Annotated in this window: 14 protein-coding genes; 6 read left to right on the forward strand and 8 right to left on the reverse strand. The window is 71.3% G+C overall.

The annotated features are described in order from the left end of the window. Nucleotides 1-72: 72 nt before the first annotated feature. Nucleotides 73-2,772 (reverse strand): pullulanase-type alpha-1,6-glucosidase, encoded by a 2,700-nt coding sequence (gene pulA / locus RZ84_RS10315; protein WP_078893667.1) that lies wholly within the window; start codon nt 2,770-2,772, stop codon nt 73-75. 258 nt (nt 2,773-3,030) lie between these two features. On the opposite strand from pulA, the gene RZ84_RS10320 reads away from it, so the two are divergent. After that, nucleotides 3,031-3,906, forward strand: coding sequence for an SAM-dependent methyltransferase (locus tag RZ84_RS10320; RefSeq protein ID WP_043264071.1), 876 nt, complete (start codon nt 3,031-3,033; stop codon nt 3,904-3,906). Nucleotides 3,907-3,972: 66 nt separating this feature from the next. Here RZ84_RS10320 and RZ84_RS10325 read toward each other — a convergent pair whose 3' ends face one another. Then, nucleotides 3,973-4,425, reverse strand: coding sequence for an ATP-binding protein (locus RZ84_RS10325; RefSeq protein ID WP_043264072.1), 453 nt, complete (start codon nt 4,423-4,425; stop codon nt 3,973-3,975). Nucleotides 4,426-4,581: 156 nt separating this feature from the next. Between RZ84_RS10325 and RZ84_RS10330 the strand changes: the two genes are divergently transcribed. Both RZ84_RS10330 and RZ84_RS10335 read left to right on the forward strand, forming a co-directional pair. After that, nucleotides 4,582-5,427: a helix-turn-helix domain-containing protein gene (locus RZ84_RS10330; RefSeq protein WP_043264073.1), complete on the forward strand. Its 846-nt coding sequence runs from the start codon at nt 4,582-4,584 to the stop codon at nt 5,425-5,427. Then, nucleotides 5,424-5,735 (forward strand): DUF397 domain-containing protein, encoded by a 312-nt coding sequence (locus tag RZ84_RS10335; RefSeq protein WP_043264074.1) that lies wholly within the window; start codon nt 5,424-5,426, stop codon nt 5,733-5,735. Before RZ84_RS10330 ends, RZ84_RS10335 begins: the two co-directional genes overlap by 4 nt. 11 nt (nt 5,736-5,746) lie before the next feature. Here the strand turns inward: RZ84_RS10335 and RZ84_RS10340 are convergent, their stop codons facing one another. Genes RZ84_RS10340 through RZ84_RS10360 form a run of 5 tightly spaced genes read right to left on the reverse strand, consistent with a single transcriptional unit; the run spans nt 5,747 to nt 11,585 of the window. After that, on the reverse strand, nt 5,747-6,772 hold the full coding sequence (locus RZ84_RS10340; RefSeq protein WP_078893668.1) for a LacI family DNA-binding transcriptional regulator: 1,026 nt from the start codon (nt 6,770-6,772) through the stop codon (nt 5,747-5,749). Continuing rightward, nucleotides 6,760-8,538: a glycoside hydrolase family 13 protein gene (locus RZ84_RS10345; protein ID WP_078893669.1), complete on the reverse strand. Its 1,779-nt coding sequence runs from the start codon at nt 8,536-8,538 to the stop codon at nt 6,760-6,762. The genes RZ84_RS10340 and RZ84_RS10345 overlap by 13 nt, the downstream gene beginning before the upstream one ends. 1 nt (nt 8,539) lies before the next feature. Further along, nucleotides 8,540-9,376 carry a sugar ABC transporter permease gene (locus RZ84_RS10350; protein ID WP_043264076.1) on the reverse strand — a complete coding sequence of 279 codons (837 nt, stop codon included), beginning with the start codon at nt 9,374-9,376 and terminating at the stop codon, nt 8,540-8,542. Between the two features lie 2 nt (nt 9,377-9,378). Then, complete coding sequence (locus RZ84_RS10355) at nt 9,379-10,314, reverse strand: carbohydrate ABC transporter permease (RefSeq protein ID WP_043264077.1); 936 nt, start codon at nt 10,312-10,314, stop codon at nt 9,379-9,381. Further along, nucleotides 10,311-11,585 carry an extracellular solute-binding protein gene (locus RZ84_RS10360; RefSeq protein WP_043264078.1) on the reverse strand — a complete coding sequence of 425 codons (1,275 nt, stop codon included), beginning with the start codon at nt 11,583-11,585 and terminating at the stop codon, nt 10,311-10,313. Before RZ84_RS10360 ends, RZ84_RS10355 begins: the two co-directional genes overlap by 4 nt. A gap of 232 nt (nt 11,586-11,817) precedes the next feature. On the opposite strand from RZ84_RS10360, the gene RZ84_RS10365 reads away from it, so the two are divergent. The 3 genes from RZ84_RS10365 (at nt 11,818) to RZ84_RS10375 (ending at nt 15,664) form a co-directional block, all read left to right on the forward strand. Then, on the forward strand, nt 11,818-13,458 hold the full coding sequence (locus RZ84_RS10365) for a glycoside hydrolase family 13 protein (protein WP_043264079.1): 1,641 nt from the start codon (nt 11,818-11,820) through the stop codon (nt 13,456-13,458). A gap of 25 nt (nt 13,459-13,483) precedes the next feature. After that, nucleotides 13,484-14,629, forward strand: a complete 1,146-nt coding sequence (locus RZ84_RS10370) for a LacI family DNA-binding transcriptional regulator (RefSeq protein ID WP_241777645.1) — start codon at nt 13,484-13,486, stop codon at nt 14,627-14,629. 183 nt (nt 14,630-14,812) lie between these two features. After that, nucleotides 14,813-15,664 (forward strand): phosphatase PAP2 family protein, encoded by an 852-nt coding sequence (locus tag RZ84_RS10375; RefSeq protein ID WP_043264080.1) that lies wholly within the window; start codon nt 14,813-14,815, stop codon nt 15,662-15,664. A 49-nt stretch (nt 15,665-15,713) separates the two neighbouring features. Here RZ84_RS10375 and RZ84_RS10380 read toward each other — a convergent pair whose 3' ends face one another. Further along, on the reverse strand, nt 15,714-18,737 hold the full coding sequence (locus RZ84_RS10380; RefSeq protein WP_043264081.1) for a bifunctional [glutamine synthetase] adenylyltransferase/[glutamine synthetase]-adenylyl-L-tyrosine phosphorylase: 3,024 nt from the start codon (nt 18,735-18,737) through the stop codon (nt 15,714-15,716). Between the last annotated feature and the right edge of the window lie 314 nt (nt 18,738-19,051).

The raw sequence follows: 19,051 nt of genomic DNA on the forward strand, positions 1-19,051 counted from the left end.
CGGTTCCCGTGGACCACCGGACCGCCGGCTTCTCGGTAGCGCCCGGTCGGCCCTGGCGGAAGACGGCGCCGGTCACCCCCGCCGGAAGACGGCGACCGTGCGGGCCGGGACGGTGAAGGTGCCCGAGGCGGGGGTGTAGGACGCGGTGGCGGCGACGGGGTCGGCGCCGTGGGACTGGAGGGGGTGCAGGGCGTACGGCCGGCCCCTGAGGCCGGGGAGGGTCTGGCTCTGGCGGTGGGGGGTGGCGTTGAAGACGATCACGAGGTTGGCGAGGCGCATGGTGATGACGCCGGGGGTCTCGCCGGTGCCGGAGAGGGGGAAGGAGAGGGCGGATTGGACGCGGGCGGTGGTCGCGAGGTCGAAGGCGGGTTCGGTGGCGTGGATGCGGAGCAGGTCGCGATAGGCGGCGGAGGTCGCGGTGATGGTGGCGCAGTCGGGACGTAGCGCCGGGTCGGCCAACAGGGGCTTGGCGTAGGGCCACTTGTCCTTGTTGTCGGTGGCCGGGGGCAGGCCGCGGCCGAAGCCGTTGGTCGATACGTCGCCGCGGACGTCACCGGGGCAGGTCCAGTGGATGGCGTTGAACCAGTCGCCGCTGTTGAAGGAGTTGCGGTCCAGGGACTTGGAGCGGAGCAGGTCGGAGCCGGCCTGGGAGAGCGCCGGGCCCTGGGAGAGTGCGGCGGTGGCCATCGCGACGACCTGCATCCGGGCGCGGTCGGCGGCGGAGGTGCCGGGCGGGAGCTTGTAGGCCAGGGCGTCGTAGAGGGTTTCGTTGTCGTGCGCGTCGGCGTAGGCGAGGGCGTCGCCGGGCGCGGCGGCATAGCCGGCGGGGGCGCCGTTGTAGTCGACCTGGGAGCCCTTGACCCGGTGGCCGACGGTGTCGGTGAACGTGTAGTCCGCGAGGTTGCCGGTGAGGCCGACCTTGATGAGGTCCTGGTAGTGGAGGAGTCGGGAGCGCTGGGCGGCCGGATCGCCGTTGGCGGGCGAGGAGTTGGGGTCGGTGGAGAGGCCGGAGGCGAAGCCCTGGACGCGGGGGTCGGTGTCGAAGGGGCTGCCGCCGCGGATCGCGTCGCGGGTCCGGTCGTTGAAGGTGGCGATGCCGGTGCCGGCCATGTTGCGCTGGGTGGCCTGGACGAAGCGGGCGTCGTCGGCGGCCTCGCCGAAGTTCCAGCCCTCGCCGTAGAGGATGACGGCTCGGCCGTCCACGCCGTCGCGGGCCGGGGTCAGTGCGTCGAGGGCCTTGCGTACGGCGAGGACGTCGGCCTTGGGGTGGTGCCCCATGAGGTCGAAGCGGAAGCCGTCGACCTTGTACTGCTTGGCCCAGGTGACGACGGAGTCGACAACGAGCTTGCCCGTCATGGTGTGTTCGGGCGCGGTGCCCGAGCAGCAGGTGGAGGTGGCGACGCCGCCGTCGTCGAGCAGCCGGTGGTAGTAGCCGGGGACGATGCGGTCCAGGATGGAGTGCGGGTCGTTCTGGCCGCTCGCGGCGGTGTGGTTGTAGACGACGTCCATGACGGTGCGCAGGCCGATGCCGTTCAGTCCCTGCACCATGCGGCGGAATTCGACGATCCGGGCCGTCCCGGACGGGTCGGAGGCGTAGGACCCTTCGGGGACGCTGTAGTGGAGGGGATCGTAGCCCCAGTTGTAGGCGTCGTGGTCGGCCACCTTCGCCACGCACTCCTGCTGGCGGTCGGAGTCGGCGGGCAGGGAGGGCAGGTCGCAGTCCGGCCGTTGCTGGTCGGCGCGGCGCTCGGGGACGGAGGAGAAGTCGAACGCGGGCAGCAGGTGGACGTGGGAAGTTCCGGCCGCGGCCAGGGACTTGAGGTGCCGCATGCCCGCCGAGCGGGTGTCGGTGAAGGCGAGATACTGGCCGGGGTGGCGGGTGGTGGGGTCCTCGACGGAGAAGTCGCGGATGTGCAGCTCCTGGATACGGGCCCGGCGCAGCGGCACCGGCGCGGGCTTGCGGAGCGTCGCCCAGCCCGCGGGGGCGAGGCGCGGATCGGCGAGGTCGACGACCAGACTGCGGGCGGAGTCGGTGGTCAGCGCGGTGGAGTACGGGTCGGTCACCTTGTTGGTGACGGTCCTGCCGGCCGTGGGCGCCCAGACGGTGACGAGGTAGCGGTAGGGCTTCCCGGTCCAGGTGCGCTCGCCCCGTACGCTCCACACCCCGGTCGCATCGTCCCGGCGCATGGGGACCGGGCGGCCGTCCAGTTCGAGCGCCACGGTGCGGGCGGTCGGCGCCCAGACGGAGAGCGTGGGCCGGCCGGCGTGGAACACCGGGCCGAGGGCGGCGTGTTGGGCGCGGGTGCCGTAGAGGTCGTCCAGGATGCCGGGGATCTGCACGCCGGTGGTCGTGGTCTGCCGTCCGTCCGCGGTGCGCTGGGTGGCGACCAGCCGTTCGCGCAGGGCGGTGGGGGCCAGCCGGCGGTCGCGCGGGTCGACGGTGAAGGCGGGGAAGCCGGTGAGGTGCGGGTACTTGGCCCGTTCGGCCGGGGCGAGGGTGCCGGGGGTGAGCCGGATGCGGCCCGACGCGCGTCCCTTCGACCCCCCGGCCCGCTCCCCCGGCTCCCCGAACTCCAGCTGGGCGGCAGCGTGTCGGGCGCCCTTCCAGACCACGGTGGTGCGGTCGATCCACTGCGCCGCGGCAGTGACCGGGCCGTCGGCGGAGGCGGCCGGAGCGGCCGGCTGCGGCGGCAGGACCAGGGCCGCCGCGCCGGCGAGCAGCGCGAGGAGGGCGGTCGTGCGGCGGCGGGCGCGGTGCGGGGTGGCGGACATGACCCTTGGTTCTATCCGTGCCACCTCATTGCTGCAAGACCTTTCGCAAGAGATTGCAACGGTGTTACGTTCCCGTGGTAGCCGGTCCGGCCGGCCGGAGGCCCACCGGGTGGTGGTCCCTACGCGCCCGGCCGGTCGGACCGGTGCCATATGTCTTCGCGGAGAACGGGTTCGCCGGTGGTCCGGCGGGTTGGCGCATAGTCACCCAGGCAGCAGACGAGGTGAGTTGCCCGGACGACAGCGGGGAATCCACCCACCATGATCAACAATCCCGAGGACACCACCGGCACCACCGGCACCACGCCGCACCACGACACCGCGACCCGCAGCTATTACGAGACCGGCGACGTCGACGCCTTCTACGACGCCGTTTGGGGCGGCGAGGACATCCACATCGGCGTCTACGCCCATGCGCACGAGGCGATCGCGGACGCCTCGCACCGTACCGTCGAGCACGCGGCGGACAACGCCGCGGACCTGCTCGGCCCGCACGCGACCGTGCTCGACCTCGGCTCCGGATACGGCGGTTCCGCCCGCGCGCTCGCCGAACGCTTCGGCTGCCGGGTCGTCGCCCTCGACCTCAGCGAGGAGCACAACCGGCGCCACCGTGCGGCCAACGCCCGGCGTGGACTGGACGGCCTGATCGAGGTCGTCACCGGCTCCCTCAACGAACTGCCCTACGAGGCGGGGCGGTTCGACGTCGTGTGGTCCCTGGAGGTCCTCAGCCATGTGCCGGACAAGGAGAGCGCGCTGGCCGAGGCCGTACGCGTGCTCAAACCGGGCGGCGCCGTGGTCTTCTCGGACATCATGATGGCCGAGGAGACCCCGGCGGAGGCCGTGCGGCCCGCGACCTCCCGGCTCTCCATGCCGGCCCTGGCGACACCGTCCTTCTATCTGGACCTGCTCTCCGGCCTCGGCCTCAAGGACGTCGATTACGAGGACCGCACAGCGGACATCACCACCCACTACGCACGCCTCGACGAGGAGGTGCACCGACGCGCGGCCGAACTGCGCGACGTCATCAGCCCGGCCTACGTCGACGAGTTGCTGACCAACCTTCCCCTCTGGACCGACATCACCCGCCGGGGCCTGCTGCGCTGGGGCATCTTCCACGCCCGGCACCCGGTCGCCTGAACCGAACCAACCATCCCGTTCCGCGTCCCCCTCTCCTCCCCTCTCGGCCCCTCTCCTCCCCTCTCCTCACCTGTCCGGGAGGTCCAGATCGGCTCGGACGATCTTGCCGACCGGGGGCCGGTCGAGGACGGTCCAGCAGGTGGCGAGCGCGGCGACGAGGATCAGTCCACGGCCGGTCTCGGAGTCGGGCGCGGGCGGAGCGAGCGTCCAGGGGTCGGGTGGGCGCCGCTCCGTCCGCGTGTCGGCGACCTCGATCCGCAGGGTGCCCGGTCGGGCCGAGCCCGGCAGTTTCACGAGCCGCAGCTCGAAGTCCCGTCCGGGCACCCGGCCGTGGGTGGCCGCGTTGGCGGCGAGTTCACCGACGATGGCGGCGGCGGTGTCCGAGACCTCGCCGCCGTACGGAAAGCCCCATACGTCGAGTTGCTGGACGGCGAGATGGCGCGCGAGACGGGCCCCGCGCGGGGTGGCACTGAAACGCTGTGTGAACATCCGTACGGCGACGGTCGGCTGGACTGGCATGGCGCCAACGGTGCTGGTCAGCAGGCTCGTACGCCAGGTACTCGGCTCGTACTCCGGAAACTGTACGAGTTCGGTACGTGGACGGGACGAGTAACAGGCGGTAACCATGGGTGACTTGCGGGGCAGTCAGTACCAGTACATCGGGAGCACCCGACCATGGAAGACAGCAACACCGACCACTACGACGGCGGCGAGCCGCCCGAGCCGTCCGGCAGTCTGCGGACCTTCGGCGCCGTCTATCAAGGGTTCCGCGAGAACGCGGGATTCACACAGGAGTCCCTGGCGCCGGTGATCCGGTACTCGGCGCACTACATCGGCTCTGTCGAGCAGGGCCGACGCCTCCCGTCGAAGAAGTTCGTCGACCGCTCGGAAGACACGCTCAACGCGAACGGAGTGCTGCGGAAGGCGGCCAGTCGACTTTCCAAGCAGCCGGGACTGGCCCGGTGGTTCCGTGAGTGGGCGGAGCTGGAGAAGCAGGCGATCAGTCTCTACACGTATGAATGCCGCCTGGTGCCTGGCTTGTTACAGACGGAGGCGTACGGCCGGACGTTGTTCACCCATCAGGTCCCGCACCTGGATGACGACGAGATCGAGGTCCGTTGGGCGGCCCGGTGCGAGCGTAAGCGGCTGTTGCGGGAGCGCCCGAACACCGCGTTCAGTTTCATCCTCGAAGAGCAGCTCTTCCTGCGCCGCACGGGTGGAGCGGAGGTCACCAAGCAGCTCATCGATCACGTCCTCGAACTCTCCGAGATCCGGAACGTAGACGTCCAGCTCATGCCGCTGGTGCAGCAGAATCATGCCGGACTGCACGGGCCGATGCAGCTGCTGGAGACCCCGGACAACGAGTGGTTCGGCTACTGCGAGGGACAGCGCACCGGGCTGTTCATCTCCGACCCAAAAGAGGTCAGCATCCTTCAAATGCGTTATGCGAGACTGCTTTCGCAGGCTCTGACCCCCCAAGACTCGCGGAGCCTGCTGAAGCAGATCCGAGGAGCGCTATGAGCAGCACCCCCGAACTGGCGTGGTTCAAAAGCAGCTACAGCAGCAGCGGTGACGGCGACTGCGTAGAAGTCGCCCTCTCCTGGCGCAAGTCCAGCTACAGCAGTGGCGACGGCGACGACTGTGTAGAAGTCGCCCTCCCCTGGCACAAGTCCAGCTACAGCGGTGGCGACGGCGACGACTGCATAGAAATCGCCACCTGCCCCACCACCGTCCACATCCGGGACTCCAAGGACAAGGGCGGCCCACAGCTCGCGGTTCCGGCCGGAGCCTGGGCGGCGTTCGTCTCGTACGCCGCCCAGGATGCCTGACCCGCGGTCACTCACCCGCACCGCGGGCCGGTCGACCCCCGTACGACCAACTCCGGCCGGAAGACGAACTCGGTGCGCTGGACGGGGTTTCCCTGGATCTCCTCGATGAGCGCGCCGACCGCGGCGGTCGCCATGGCCTGTACCGGCTGTCGCACCGTGGTCAGCGGTGGGTCGGTGAAAGCGATCAGCTGGGAGTCGTCGAAGCCGACGACGGAGAGGTGGCGGGGAACCTCAAGACCCCTTTGGCGGGCGGCGCGTACCGCGCCCAGCGCCATGAGGTCGCTGCCGCAGACGATGCCGGTGCAGCCGTCGTCGAGCAGTACGGCGGCAGCCGCGTGGCCGCCCTCGACGCTGAACAGGGTATGGCGGACGAGTCGTTCGGCCTGCCCCCTCGACAGGCCGAACGACTCCCCCAGCGCGGCGGTGAAGCCCTCCGCCTTGCGGCGAGAGGGAACGTAGCGGGCGGGGCCGACCGCCAAACCGATGCGCTCATGGCCCAGTTCGGCGAGATGGCGTACGGCCATACGGGCCGCGGCCCCGTCGTCCGGTGAGACGAAGGGCGCGTCGATGCGGTCGTTGTAGCCGTTGATCAGGACGTAGGGCACGCCACGGGAGGTCAGGCGGGCGTAGCGGGACGGGTCGGCGGCGGTGTCGGCGTGCAGGCCGGACAGGAAGACGATGCCGGTGACGCCACGCTCCTCCAGTTGCTCGACGAGTTCGTCCTCGGTGGCGCCGCCGGGCATCTGCGTGCAGAGCACCGGGGTGTAGCCGTGGCCCGCCAGCGACTGCTCGATGATCTGGGCGAAGGCCGGGAAGATCGGGTTGGTCAGCTCCGGGATGACCAGGCCGACGAGCCCGGCACTCCGCCGTTTCAGCCGTACCGGGCGTTCGTGGCCGAGGACGTCGAGCGCGGCGAGCACCCGCTGCCGGGTGCTCGCCGCGACGCCCGCCCTGCCGTTCAGGACGCGGCTGGCGGTGGCCTCGCTGACCTGTGCCTGGGCGGCGATGTCCGAGAGGCGCGGGGTCACTCCTCCCACCAGATCGTGGCCTCGGCAGGGATTTCACGAATTTCGGAAACTTCGAGATTCTCGGGAACACCCAACGCGCCGCGGGCGTTGGACGGTTGACGAGAGGAGGAGAGGGCCGCGAGGGCGGACGGAGTGGAGACGGCACCGGCCGCGGGGACGAACGGAGCGCGGGAGGAGAGGAGGATCCGGACGGGAGGCAGCGTCAGCCGTACTGCCTCACCGGTGGTGTTGACCGTGCAGAGGAGGCCGCCGGGGCGCCGGAAGGCCAGTACACCGTCGGGGGCTTGGAGCCATTCGACCGAGTCGCCCGCGCCGAGGCCGGGGTGACTGCGGCGCACCGCCAGTGCGCTGCGGTAGAGCTCCAGGGTGGAGTCCGGGTCGCCGGTCTGGGACTCGACGGTGAGGGCGGCCCAGTCGGCGGGCTGGGGCAGCCAGCTGCCGCCGTCGCCGAAGCCGTACGGGGGTGCCGTGCCGCTCCAGGGGATGGGTACGCGGCAGCCGTCGCGGAGGCCGTCCTGGCCACTGGCGCGGAAGAAGGACGGGTCCTGGCGGACCTCGTCGGGCAGGTCGGTGACCTCGGGCAGGCCCAGTTCCTCGCCCTGGTAGAGGTAGGCGGAGCCGGGCAGCGCCAGCATCAGCAGGGTGGCGGCGCGGGCGCGGGCCAGTCCGCCGCCGAGGCGGGTGGTGTGGCGGACGACGTCGTGGTTGGAGAGGACCCAGGTGGTGGGCGCACCGACGGTGCGCATGGCAGTGAGGGAGGAGTCGATGGCGTCGCGGAGCGCTTCCGCGTCCCAACGGGTGTTCAGGTAGTGGAAGTTGAAGCCCTGGTGGAGTTCGTCGGGGCGGACGTAGCGGGCGAGGCGCTCGACGCTGGGGGCCCACGCCTCGGCGACGCCGATCCGCTCCCCGGCGTACTCGTCCAGGACCGTGCGCCAGGAGCGGTAGATGTCGTGGACGCCGTCCTGGTCGAAGAAGGGGAGGACTTGTGAGCCGATCAGCCGGGCCTGTTCGCCGTGGCCGATGTCGGGGAGGCCGGGGGCCTTGACCATGCCGTGGGCGACGTCGATCCGGAAGCCGTCCACGCCCAGGTCCAGCCAGAAGCGGAGGATGGAACGGAACTCGTCCTGGACGGCGGGGTGTTCCCAGTTGAAGTCGGGTTGTTCGGGGGCGAAGAGATGGAGGTACCACTCGCCGTCGGGAAGGCGGGTCCAGGCGGGGCCGCCGAAGACGGACTCCCAGTCGTTGGGCGGAAGTTCGCCGTCGGCGCCGCGGCCCTTGCGGAAGTGGAAGCGCTCGCGCAGTACCGAGCCGGGGCCCTCGGCGAGCGCACGGCGGAACCATTCGTGCTGGTCGGAGCAATGGTTGGGGACGATGTCGATGATGATGCGGAGGCCCAGGTGATGTGCCTCGCGGATGACGGCCTCGGCGTCCGCCAGGGTGCCGAACATCGGGTCGGTGGCGCGGTAGTCGGCGACGTCATAACCGGCGTCGGCCTGCGGGGAGGCGTAGAAGGGGCTGAGCCAGACCGCGTCCACGCCCAGGTCGCGGAGGTGGGGCAGCCGGCTGCGGATGCCCTGGAGGTCGCCCATGCCGTCGCCGTTTCCGTCGGCGAAGCTGCGCGGATAGACCTGGTAGATGACGGCGTCCCGCCACCAGCCGGCGGCGGTGTTCCCGGGAGCGGTGTTGCCGGAAACGGTGTTGCCGGGAGCGCTGTTGCCGGGAGCGCTGTTCCCCCTGGTGGTGGGCGCAGGAGTGACGTTGTGCTGTCGGGTCATGTCATCCCTTGGTGGTGCCGGCGGTCAGTCCGGATACGAGGTGGCGCTGGGCGAAGGCGAAGACGAGCGCGGCCGGTGCCGCGATGATCACGGCGGCGGCGGTCATCGAACCCCAGTCGTCGGTGTACTGGTTGACGAAGGTCTGCAGGCCCCCGGCGAGCGTCAGGTTCTCCTCGCCGGTCATGAAGGCGGAGGCATAGGCGACCTCGGCCCAGGCGGTGACGAAGGTGTAGAAGCCGGTGACGGCGAGGCCGGGGCGGGCGAGCGGGAGGACCAGGCGCCAGAAGGTGCCGAAGGGGTTGAGGCCGTCGACGCGGCCCGCTTCGTCGATCTCCACCGGGATGGTGTCGAAGAAGCCCTTCATCATCCAGGCGCAGAAGGGCACGGCGATGGTCAGGTAGGTGATGACCAGTCCGGCGGGCTGGTTGAGCAGGCCGAGGGAGGCGAGGAGGTTGTAGAGCGGCACGATCAGTACCGCGACCGGGAACATCTGGGTGATCAGCAGCAGCCACATCAGCGGGCGCATCCCGGGGAAGCGGAAGCGGCTGACGGCGTAGCCGGTGGTGGCGGCGGTGAAAACGCCGAGGACGGTGGTCAGCCCGACGATGATCACGGAGTTCCCGAACCAGGTCAGGAACTCCGTATCCGCCACCACGTGCGTGTAGTTGGCGAGGGTGAAGTGCCTGACGAGGCCGGTGGTGAAGGCGTCGGTTCGGGGTTTGAAGGAGGTGATCAGCAGCCAGAGGGGCGGGAAGACCGCGATGACGGCGGCGAGCGCCAGGGCGGTGTGCAGCCCGGCGGAGGCCAGCCGGTGCCGTTCGTTGCGCCGACGAGCCATGGTCACCACACCTCTCCCTGCTTGCGCAGCGCCCGGCGGTAGACGACCGCGACGACCGAGAGCAGTGCCAGGATCAGTACGCCCCAGGCGGCGGAGGCGGAGAAGTCGCGGGGGCTGTCGACGAAGGAGAGGCGGTAGGCGTAGGTCACCAGGATCTCGGTGGCATCGCCGGGACCGCCCCTGGTGAGCAGGAAGATCACCGGGAACATGTTGAAGGTCCAGATGGTGGAGAGCAGGATCACGGTGCCGCTGACCGCGCGCAGTCCGGGCACGGTGATGTGGCAAAAGCGCTGCCAGGGCCCGGCACCGTCCATCTCGGCGGCCTCGTGGAGCTCGCCGGGGATGGCCTGGAGTCCGCCGAGCAGTGCGACGAGCATGAAGGGCACGCCCAGCCAGACGTTGACGGCGATGACGGAGAGCTTGGCCCAGGTCGGGTCGTTGAGCCAGGGGACGGCGTCGATGCCGCCGCCGGCCAGCAGCTTGTTGAGGATGCCGTTCTTCTCGTTGTAGAGCATCCGCCAGGTGAAGACGGAGACGAAGGCGGGGACGGCCCAGGGGAGGATCAGCGCGAGGCGGTAGAAGGTACGGCCGCGCAGTGTCCGGTTGAGCATGGTGGCGAGCGTGAGCCCGATCAGGAAGGTGAGCGAGACGCAGGCCACGGTCCACACCACGGTCCAGCCCAGGCGGTTCCAGAAGACGCTGTCGGCAAGGACGGCCCGGTAGTTGTCGAGGCCGACGAAGTGGTAGGTGGCGGGGATGTGGTTCATGCCGATCGAGCGCTCGACATTGGCCTCGTTGGCGTCGGTCAGGGAGAGGTAGCCGCCGCGTACGAGGGGGTAGCCGATGATGACGCCGATGACGAGGACGACCGGGGCGACCATCGCCCAGGCGTACCAGTGCGTGCCGAGCGCGCGGCGGGCCCGTACGGCGAGCGTCACTTGTAGTCCTTGAGCAGCTTGCGGTAGGCGTCACCGGTGGCCCTGGCGGCCTGTTCGGGCGTGGCGGCGCCGGTGAGCACCTTGTTCATCTGGACCTTGACCGGCTCGAAGAGGGAGTTGCCCTGGGCGATCCAGGGGCGCTGGACGGCGCCGTCGACGGCGGGCTTGAAGAACCTGACCATCTCGTTCCGCTTGGCGGCCGGGACCTGGTAGACGGACGTGCGGGTGGGCAGCAGGCTGAGCTTGTCGGTGGTCTCCTGCTGTACCTTCGCGGAGCTCATGTACCGCACGAAGGCGTAAGCGGCCGGCAAGTTCTTGCTGCCGGCGTAGACGGAGAGGTCCCAGCCGCCCTGCGGGGAGCCCTGTGCGATGCTGCCGCCGGGGACGGGGGCGACGCCGAGGTTGCTCTTGTCCTGGAAGGCTTTGCCGGCGCGGGCACCCTCGATGTCCCAGGGGCCGTCGACGGCCATCGCGACGGTGCCGTCCTTGAGGGCCTTGAGCTGGTTCTCCTGGCCGTCGCTGGCGTCGGTGACGGCGGCCTTCGAGTCGACCAGGCTCTTGATGGTGCGGAACGCCCGTACCCCGGCGGCGTTGTCGATCTTGATGGACTTGCTGTGCGCGTCGACCATGTCGCCGCCCTCGCCGTAGAGGTAGGGCAGGAACCAGTAGGGGTCGTCACCGCGCAGGTAGAGGGCGGTGGCGCCGGTCTTCTCCTTGATCTTCGGGGCGGCGGCGGCCAGTTCGGCGAAGGTCCTGGGTACGGGGACGCCGGCGTCCTTGAGGAGCTTCTTGTTGTAGAAGAGGGCCAGGGTGTCGATGACCTGGGGCGCGGCATAGGTCTTGCCGTTGAACCTGGTGGAGCTGACGGCCTGTGGAAGGTAGTCGGCGGTCTTGTCGAGGGCCGGGGTGCCGTCGAGCGGGGCGAGGTAGCCGAGGCTCGCGAAGTCGGCGACCCAGGCGACATCGGTGCGCATCACGTCCGGGGCGCCCGCGCCGCCGCCGGCGGCGTTCTTGAACTTGGCGTTGGCATCGCCGAAGGGGACGTTCACATACTTGACGTGGACCTTGGGGTGCTCCTTCTGGAAACCCTCGGCCAGCTTCCGGTAGGTGGCCTTCTCGGCGTCGTTGGAGGTGTCCCAGAAGGTAACGGTTCCGGACAGTTCACCGCCCGCACTGCTGCCGTTGCCACCCCCGCCTCCGCATGCCGTCGCCGCCAGTGCCAGGCCCGCTACCAGCGCGGTGGCGAGAGCGCCACGTATGCCACGCCGCATGTGAACTCCTTAGGAAAAGCCTCAGTTGGCGGTCTGGAAGGTAACAGCGCCGAAAACAAACCGAAAGATGTTGCGGGAACTTTCTGCAAGACAACTGGAAGACTTTGCACTGTGATGGCCGGAACGGGACCCCTGGCGGCCCCCTCCCCCCGTCGCCCGCCGTCACCCGCCGCCCGCCCGAGCGTTGACTCGGTGGAAGCACCTTCGCCTCTTGACCTGACAGGGACGGCAGATGACCCAGGAGCTCACTTCCCCCAGCCCCGCCCCCCAGGCCGCCGGACCACGCCGAGGTCCGCGATGGTGGCGCGACGCCGTCATCTACCAGGTCTACGTCCGCTCCTTCGCCGACAGCGACGGCGACGGCGTCGGCGATCTGCGCGGGGTGCGCGAACGGCTGCCGTATCTGCGGGACCTGGGCGTGGACGCCGTCTGGCTCACCCCGTTCTACGCCTCCCCGCAGGCCGACGGCGGCTACGACGTCGCCGACTACCGCGCCGTCGACCCGCTCTTCGGCAGCCTCCAGGACGCCGGCGACCTGATCGACACCGCCCATGCGCTGGGTCTGCGGGTGATCGTCGACATCGTCCCCAACCACACCTCCGACCGGCACCCGTGGTTCCGGGACCCCGAGCTCGCCCGGCAGCGCTACGTCTTCCGGCCCGGCAAGGGCGAGCGGGGCGAACTCCCGCCCAACGACTGGGAGTCGGTCTTCGGCGGCCCGGCCTGGACCCGTACGGAGCGCGGTGACTGGTATCTGCACCTCTTCGCCCCCGAGCAGCCCGATCTCGACTGGGAGCGCCCGGAGGTGCATGAGGAGTTCGCCGCCATCATGCGGTTCTGGCTGGACCTGGGCGTGGACGGCTTCCGGATCGACGTCGCCCACGGCATGGTCAAGGCCCCCGGTCTCCCCGACATCGGCCACGGCGAACAGGCCCGGCTGATCGGCTCACAGGTCCTGCCCTTCTTCGACCAGGACGGGGTGCACGCCATCCACCGCACCTGGCGGCAGCTGCTGGACGGCTACCCGGGCGAGCGGATCGGCGTCGCCGAGGCCTGGGCCCCCAGCGTCGAGCGCCTCGCCCTCTACGTCCGCCCCGACGAACTCCACCAGGCGTTCAACTTCCAGTTCCTGAACACCGGTTGGGAGGCCGGGGCGCTGCGCCGGGTCATCGACGCCTCGCTCGCCGCGACCGCCTCGGTCGGTGCGCCCACCACCTGGGTCCTCTCCAACCACGACGTCGTCCGCCACACCACCCGCCTCGGCGGCGGACTGGCCCGCGCCCGCGCCGCCACCCTCCTGATGCTGGCGCTGCCCGGCTCCGCCTACCTCTACCAGGGCGAGGAACTGGGCCTGCCCGAGGTCACCGACCTGCCCGACGAGGTCCGCCAGGACCCGGCGTTCTTCCGCGGCGGCCGTGCCGCGGTCGACGGGCCGGGGGCCGACGGCCGCACCGCAGCCAGCGGGCAGGACGGCTTCCGGGACGGCTGCCGGGTACCGCTCCCCTGGTCCGGCGAACAGCCGCCGTACGGCTTCGGTCAGGGGGGCAGTTGGCTGCCGCAGCCCGCCGGCTGGCACCTGTTCAGCGTCGCGGCGCAGACCGGCGATCCGTCCTCCACGCTGGAGCTCTACCGCGCCGCGCTGGAACTGCGCCGCCGTCTGCCGGGGCTGGGCGACGGGGAGATGAGCTGGCGGCCGGCCCCCGAGGGAGTGCTGGCGTTCGCCCGCCCCGGGGTGCTGTGCACGGTCAACACCCTGGGCCGGGACGCCGAACTCCCGCTGCCCGGCGAGCTGCTGCTCTCCAGCGCCCCGGTGGCCGTGGACGGCGGTTGCGCGGTGGTCCCGGGGGACAGCTGCGCCTGGTGGGCAATCTGACATGCGACCGGTACAGTCCCGTTCCATGACCGCCCGGCTGGCCGATATCGCAGCGCAGGCGGGTGTCAGCGAGGCCACCGTCAGCCGGGTTCTCAACGGGAAGCCCGGCGTCTCCGCCACCACCCGCCAGTCCGTGCTGGCCGCTCTCGACGTGCTGGGCTACGAGCGCCCGGTGCGGCTGCGGCAGCGCAGCGCCGGCCTGGTCGGACTGATCACCCCGGAGCTGGAGAACCCCATCTTCCCGGCCTTCGCCCAGGTCATCGGGCAGGCGCTGACCCGGCAGGGCTACACCCCCGTACTGGCCACCCAGACGCCCGGCGGCTCCACCGAGGACGAGCTGACCGAGATGCTGGTGGACCGCGGGGTGGCCGGCATCATCTTCGTCTCCGGGCTGCACGCGGACACCTCCGCCGACATGTCGCGCTACGAGCGGCTGCGCGGCCAGGGCGTGCCGTTCGTCCTCATCAACGGCTTCTCCGACAAGGTGCAGGCGCCGTTCGTCTCCCCCGACGACCGCGTCGCGGTGCAACTGGCCGTCACGCATCTCACCGCGCTGGGGCACCGGCGGATCGGGCTGGCGCTCGGCCCCAAGCGGTTCGTACCGGTCCAGCGGAAGATCGAGGGGTTCCTGCGCTGCCTGCGGGAGCAGCTGGACATCGGGCCGGCCGCGGCGGAGCCGTTCATCCAGCACTCCCTCTACACCCTGGAGGGCGGCCAGGCCGCGGCGGGCGCGCTGATCGAGCGGGGCGCCACGGCCATCGTCTGCGCCAGCGACATGATGGCGCTCGGGGCGATCCGGGCGGCCCGCCAGCGCGGGCTGGACGTCCCGCGGGAGATCTCCGTGGTCGGCTTCGACGACTCCCCGCTGATCGCCTTCACCGATCCGCCGCTGACCACCATCCGCCAGCCGGTGCCCGCCATGGGCCAGGCCGCGGTGCGGGCCCTGCTGGAGGAGATCGGCGGCACCCCGGCACCGCACAGCGAGTTCGTCTTCCATCCCGAGCTGGTGGTGCGCGGTTCGACGGCGTCCGCCCCGAAGTCCTCGCCGCTGACGCCGACGACATCGCGGACATCACCGCCGTCACCGCCATCGACAACACCGGCGAAGACCGCAAAACCGGCAAAGCAGCCCAAAGTTGCGAAGATCCCCCGGCCGTCGCGGGGTGGCTAGCGGGCCGGCGGGGTGGACGCCGTGCTTCCCCGCGTGACCGGCCGGTGACCGGCGGGGGTCGGTGTGGTGTCCCGGGGGGACCCTTGGGGGAAACCCGTATCCTCCCCCTGAAGGATCCGGGGGGGCGCATACCCGACCCGGGGATGATCGGCGACACACCCCTTTCTGGCAGACTGTCTGCCTATGGGTGAAGCGAATGTGAGGACTCTGGACGACCTGTCGGCCCCCCCGGCGCCCAGCGGGGAGCGCGCGGACCGCCCGGACAGGGGGCTCCTGACCCACCTGAGGTCTCCTCGCACACCCCGTCTCTGGTTCGAGATCCTGCTGATCGCGGTCAGCTACTGGACGTACTCGCTCATCCGCAACGCGGTGCCCGAGCAGAAGGCCCAGGCGCTGCGGAACGCCGACTGGATCTGGCGGGCGGAGCACGCGCTGGGCATCGCCGTCGAGCACACCGTCAACCACGCGGTGAACTCGGTGACGTGGCTGATCGTCTCGATGAACTACTACTACGCGACGCTGCACTTCATCGTGACGATCGGCGTGCTGATCTGGCTCTACCGCTGGCATCCGGGGCGCTACGCGGCGGCCCGGCTGGCGCTGTTCGCCACCACCGGTATCGCGCTGGTCGGTTACTACTTCTACCCGCTGGCGCCGCCCCGGCTGATGCCGGACGGCGGCTTCATCGACACCGTCATCCAGCACGGGACCTGGGGCTCGATGGCGTCCGGCAACCTCGCCTCGATGTCCAACCAGTACGCCGCGATGCCCTCGATGCACATCGGCTGGTCGCTGTGGTGCGGAATCACCATCGCGCTGCTGGCGAAGCCCGTGTGGGCGCGGGTGCTGGGGCTGCTCTACCCGGCCACGACGCTGACCGTGATCGTCTCCACCGCCAACCACTTCTGGCTGGACGCGCTGGGCGGGGTGCTGTGCCTGGCCTTCGGCTTCGCGCTGGCCTTCGCCTGGTACGGGACGCTGCCGCACCGGCTGGCGCGGCACGTGGTGCCGGAGCCGGCCGCACTGCGGGCATGAGGGCGTGCGGGGCGTGGAGGGCTGAGGGCCACAGCGCCCGGGGCGGGGCTCAGCCCTCGTAGAACAGCTCCTCCATGACGCCCCGGGCCCGCCGGGTGATCCGCCGGTAGTCCTCGACCATGTCCCCGACGTGACCTTCCTCATAGCCGAGGTAGCGGCCCACCGCCGACAGCTCCCGGCCGTCCGCCGGGAAGGTGTCGCCGGGACGGCCGCGCACCAGCATCACCGCGTTGCGCACCCGCGCCGCCAGTACCCAGGCCTCGTCCAGCGTCTGGGCGTCCTCGGTGCCGATCAGCCCGGCGGCGTGCGCGGCGGCCAGTGCGTCGCGGGTGCGGGTGGTGCGCAGCCCGGAGATCTCCCAGCCGTGCCGCATCTGCATCAGCTGGACCGTCCACTCGACGTCGCTCAGCCCGCCGCGCCCCAGCTTGGCGTGGGTGGTCGGGTCCGCGCCGCGGGGCAGCCGCTCGGACTCCATCCGGGCCTTGAGTCGGCGGATCTCGCGGACCGCGTCGTCGCCCAGCCCCTCGGCCGGATAGCGCAGCGGGTCGATCAGCGCGATGAACCGCTCCCCCAGCTCCATGTCGCCGGCGACCGGTTCGGCGCGCAGCAGCGCCTGCGCCTCCCACACCAGCGACCAGCGCCGGTAGTACGCCGCGTACGAGTTGAGGCTGCGCACCAGCGGGCCCGACCTGCCCTCCGGGCGGAGATCCGCGTCGATGAGCAACGGCGGGTCGGAGGAGGGGAGTTGGAGGAGCCGGCGCATCTCGTTGGCGACCGCGTGGGCGGCCTTGGCGGCCTCCTGCTCGTCGGCGCCCGCGCGCGGTTCGTGCACGAAGAGCACATCGGCGTCCGAGCCGTAGCTCAGCTCGTGGCCGCCGAAGCGGCCCATGCCGATCACCGTGAACCGGGTGGGCAGGGTGTCGCCCCACCGCTCGCGGACCGCGGCCCGCAGGGCGCCCGCGAGGGTGGCCGCATTGACGTCGGACACCGCCGAGCCGACCGCGTCGACGGCATGGCCGTGGTCGTTGTCGGCCGGGCTGAACTCCGTTCCGTACGCGCCGATCACGTCGGACGCGGCGGTGCGGAACAGCTCCCGGCGGCGCACCCCGCGGGCCACCGCCACCGCCGCCTCGGCGCCGTCCGCGCGGCCCACCGCGGCCAGCACCTCCTGCTCCAGGGCGGCCCGGCCGCGCGGCTGGAGCCCGTCGGCGGCGCCGAGCAGGGCCACCGCCTCGGGGGCGCGCAGCAGCAGATCGGGGGCGAGCCGGCCGGCGGACAGCACCCGGGCGAGGTTCTCGGCGGCGGCGCCCTCGTCGCGCAGCAGCCGCAGGTACCAGGGGGTCTTGCCCAACGCGTCCGACACCTTGCGGAAGTTGAGCAGTCCGGCGTCCGGGTCGGCGGAGTCCGCGAACCAGGCGAGCAGCACCGGCAGCAGCGTCCGCTGGATCGCCGCCTTGCGGGTCACCCCGGACGCCAGCGCCTCCAGATGCCGCAGCGCGCCCACCGGGTCGGCATAGCCCAGCGCCTCCAGGCGGTGGCCGGCGGCCTTGGCGGACAGCCGGGTCTCGCCGGGCTCCAGATGGGCGACGGCGTCCAGCAGCGGCCGGTAGAACAGCTTCTCGTGCAGCCGGCGCACCTCGCGGGCGTGCCACTTCCACTCCCGGCGCAGCGTCTCGGCCGGTTCGGTGCGCAGCCCCAGCGAGCGCGCCAGCCGCCGCAGTTCGGTCCCCTCCTCCGGCATCAGGTGGGTGCGGCGCAGCCGGAAGAGCTGGATACGGTGCTCCAGGGTGCGCAGGAAGCGGTAGGCGGCGTCGAGGGCCGCGGCGTCCTGGCGGCCCACATAGCCGCCGGCCGCGAGCGCCGCCAGGGCGTCCAGGGTGGTGGCGCTGCGCAGCGTGGCGTCACTGCGGCCGTGCACCAACTGGAGCAGCTGGACGGCGAATTCGACGTCGCGCAGCCCGCCGGGGCCGAGCTTGAGCTCGCGGTCGACCTGGGCGGCGGGGATGTTCTCGACGACCCGCAGGCGCATCTGGCGGACGTCGGCGACGAAGTTCTCCCGCTCGGCGACGTCCCAGACCATCGGCGACAGCGCGTCGACGTACTCCTGGCCCAGCGCCACGTCCCCGGCCATCGGGCGGGCCTTGAGCAGCGCCTGGAACTCCCAGGTCTTGGCCCAGCGTTGGTAGTAGGCGAGGTGGCTGCTGAGAGTGCGCACCAGCGGGCCGTTGCGGCCCTCGGGGCGCAGGTTGGCGTCGACCGGCCAGATGGTGCCCTCGGCCGTGCTGTCCGAGCACAGCCGCATCATCCGGGCGGCGAGCCGGGTCGCGGCCTGGAGCGCCTTGGCCTCCTCGGCGCCCTCCCGGGGCTCGGCGACGAAGATGACATCGACGTCCGAGACGTAGTTCAGCTCCCGGCCACCGCACTTGCCCATGCCGATGACCGACAGCCGGCACAGCGCGGCGTCGCCGGGCTGCTCCTCGTAGGCGATCTCCAGGGCGGCGCGGACGGTGGCGGTGGCCAGGTCCGCGAGTTCGGCGGCGGCCTCGGCGACATCGGTGGTGCCGCACACGTCGCGGGCGGCGATGCCCAGCAGGCAGCGGCGGTAGGCGGCGCGCAGCGCGTCCGCGCGCGGCCGGTCGGCGCCCCGCTCGCCCCAGACGCCCTCGGCGAGCGCCTGCTCGAACTGGGGCGTGGTGGGGTGCAGGTCGACCGACTCGTAGGTGACCAGCGACCGCCAGTCCCGCGGGTGCCGGGCCAGATGGTCGGCGAGCGCCTCGGAGGCGCCCATGACCCCCAGCAGCCGGTCGCGCAGCGGCTTGGCGGCGGCCACGGTGGCCAGCAGCTCCTGCCGCTCGGCCGGCTCCTGCGCCTCCACCAGGCGCACCAGGCCGAGCAGCGCCAGGTCGGGATCGGCGGTGGCCCCGAGCGCTTCGAGGAGCACCGAGTCCTCGCGTACGGAGGCGAGTTCGGGGGCGTCGAGCAGCTTCCCGGCGGCCGAGGGGTCGGTAAAACCGTGCCTCAGCAGCCGGGTGAAGGTGCTGCTCCGCCGTCCCTGCGGAGCGGGTAGTGCCATGGGGCGGCCTCTCGGTGGCTGGTCGGCTCGGGCACGGGGCTGATGCGGGCTCAGAGCACCGGCGGCATCGTCCGCAGCGCGCGGGCGGTGGCCCAGGAGCGGTGCTCCGCCCGCTCCCGCTGCGTGGTGCGCAGGGTTCGACGCATGGTGCTCCTCTCCTCACACGACTCTACCGGCGGGCCCTCTGACCTGCGGCGGAGCGGTCGTTCTCGGTCCTCGTCGGCCCCTCTCGGACGGGCCTCCGGGGGACCGGCACGGGGCCGCCGCTGCCGGCGGGGCCGGTCGCCAACGTTAGCGGCTCCGCGGGTTCCGTC

The sequence above is a fragment of the Streptomyces sp. CT34 genome (assembly GCF_000805335.1).
Lineage (GTDB): Bacteria > Actinomycetota > Actinomycetes > Streptomycetales > Streptomycetaceae > Streptomyces.

Coding starts and splice junctions, on each gene's coding strand:
- RZ84_RS10375 (WP_043264080.1), top strand. CDS start 14,813: ATGGGTGAAGCGAATGTGAGGACTCTGGACGACCTGTCGGCCCCCCCG.
- RZ84_RS10370 (WP_241777645.1), top strand. CDS start 13,484: ATGACCGCCCGGCTGGCCGATATCGCAGCGCAGGCGGGTGTCAGCGAG.
- RZ84_RS10365 (WP_043264079.1), top strand. CDS start 11,818: ATGACCCAGGAGCTCACTTCCCCCAGCCCCGCCCCCCAGGCCGCCGGA.
- RZ84_RS10330 (WP_043264073.1), top strand. CDS start 4,582: ATGGAAGACAGCAACACCGACCACTACGACGGCGGCGAGCCGCCCGAG.
- RZ84_RS10360 (WP_043264078.1), bottom strand. CDS start 11,585: ATGCGGCGTGGCATACGTGGCGCTCTCGCCACCGCGCTGGTAGCGGGC.
- RZ84_RS10325 (WP_043264072.1), bottom strand. CDS start 4,425: ATGCCAGTCCAGCCGACCGTCGCCGTACGGATGTTCACACAGCGTTTC.
- RZ84_RS10350 (WP_043264076.1), bottom strand. CDS start 9,376: ATGGCTCGTCGGCGCAACGAACGGCACCGGCTGGCCTCCGCCGGGCTG.
- pulA (WP_078893667.1), bottom strand. CDS start 2,772: ATGTCCGCCACCCCGCACCGCGCCCGCCGCCGCACGACCGCCCTCCTC.
- RZ84_RS10380 (WP_043264081.1), bottom strand. CDS start 18,737: ATGGCACTACCCGCTCCGCAGGGACGGCGGAGCAGCACCTTCACCCGG.
- RZ84_RS10345 (WP_078893669.1), bottom strand. CDS start 8,538: ATGACCCGACAGCACAACGTCACTCCTGCGCCCACCACCAGGGGGAAC.
- RZ84_RS10335 (WP_043264074.1), top strand. CDS start 5,424: ATGAGCAGCACCCCCGAACTGGCGTGGTTCAAAAGCAGCTACAGCAGC.
- RZ84_RS10320 (WP_043264071.1), top strand. CDS start 3,031: ATGATCAACAATCCCGAGGACACCACCGGCACCACCGGCACCACGCCG.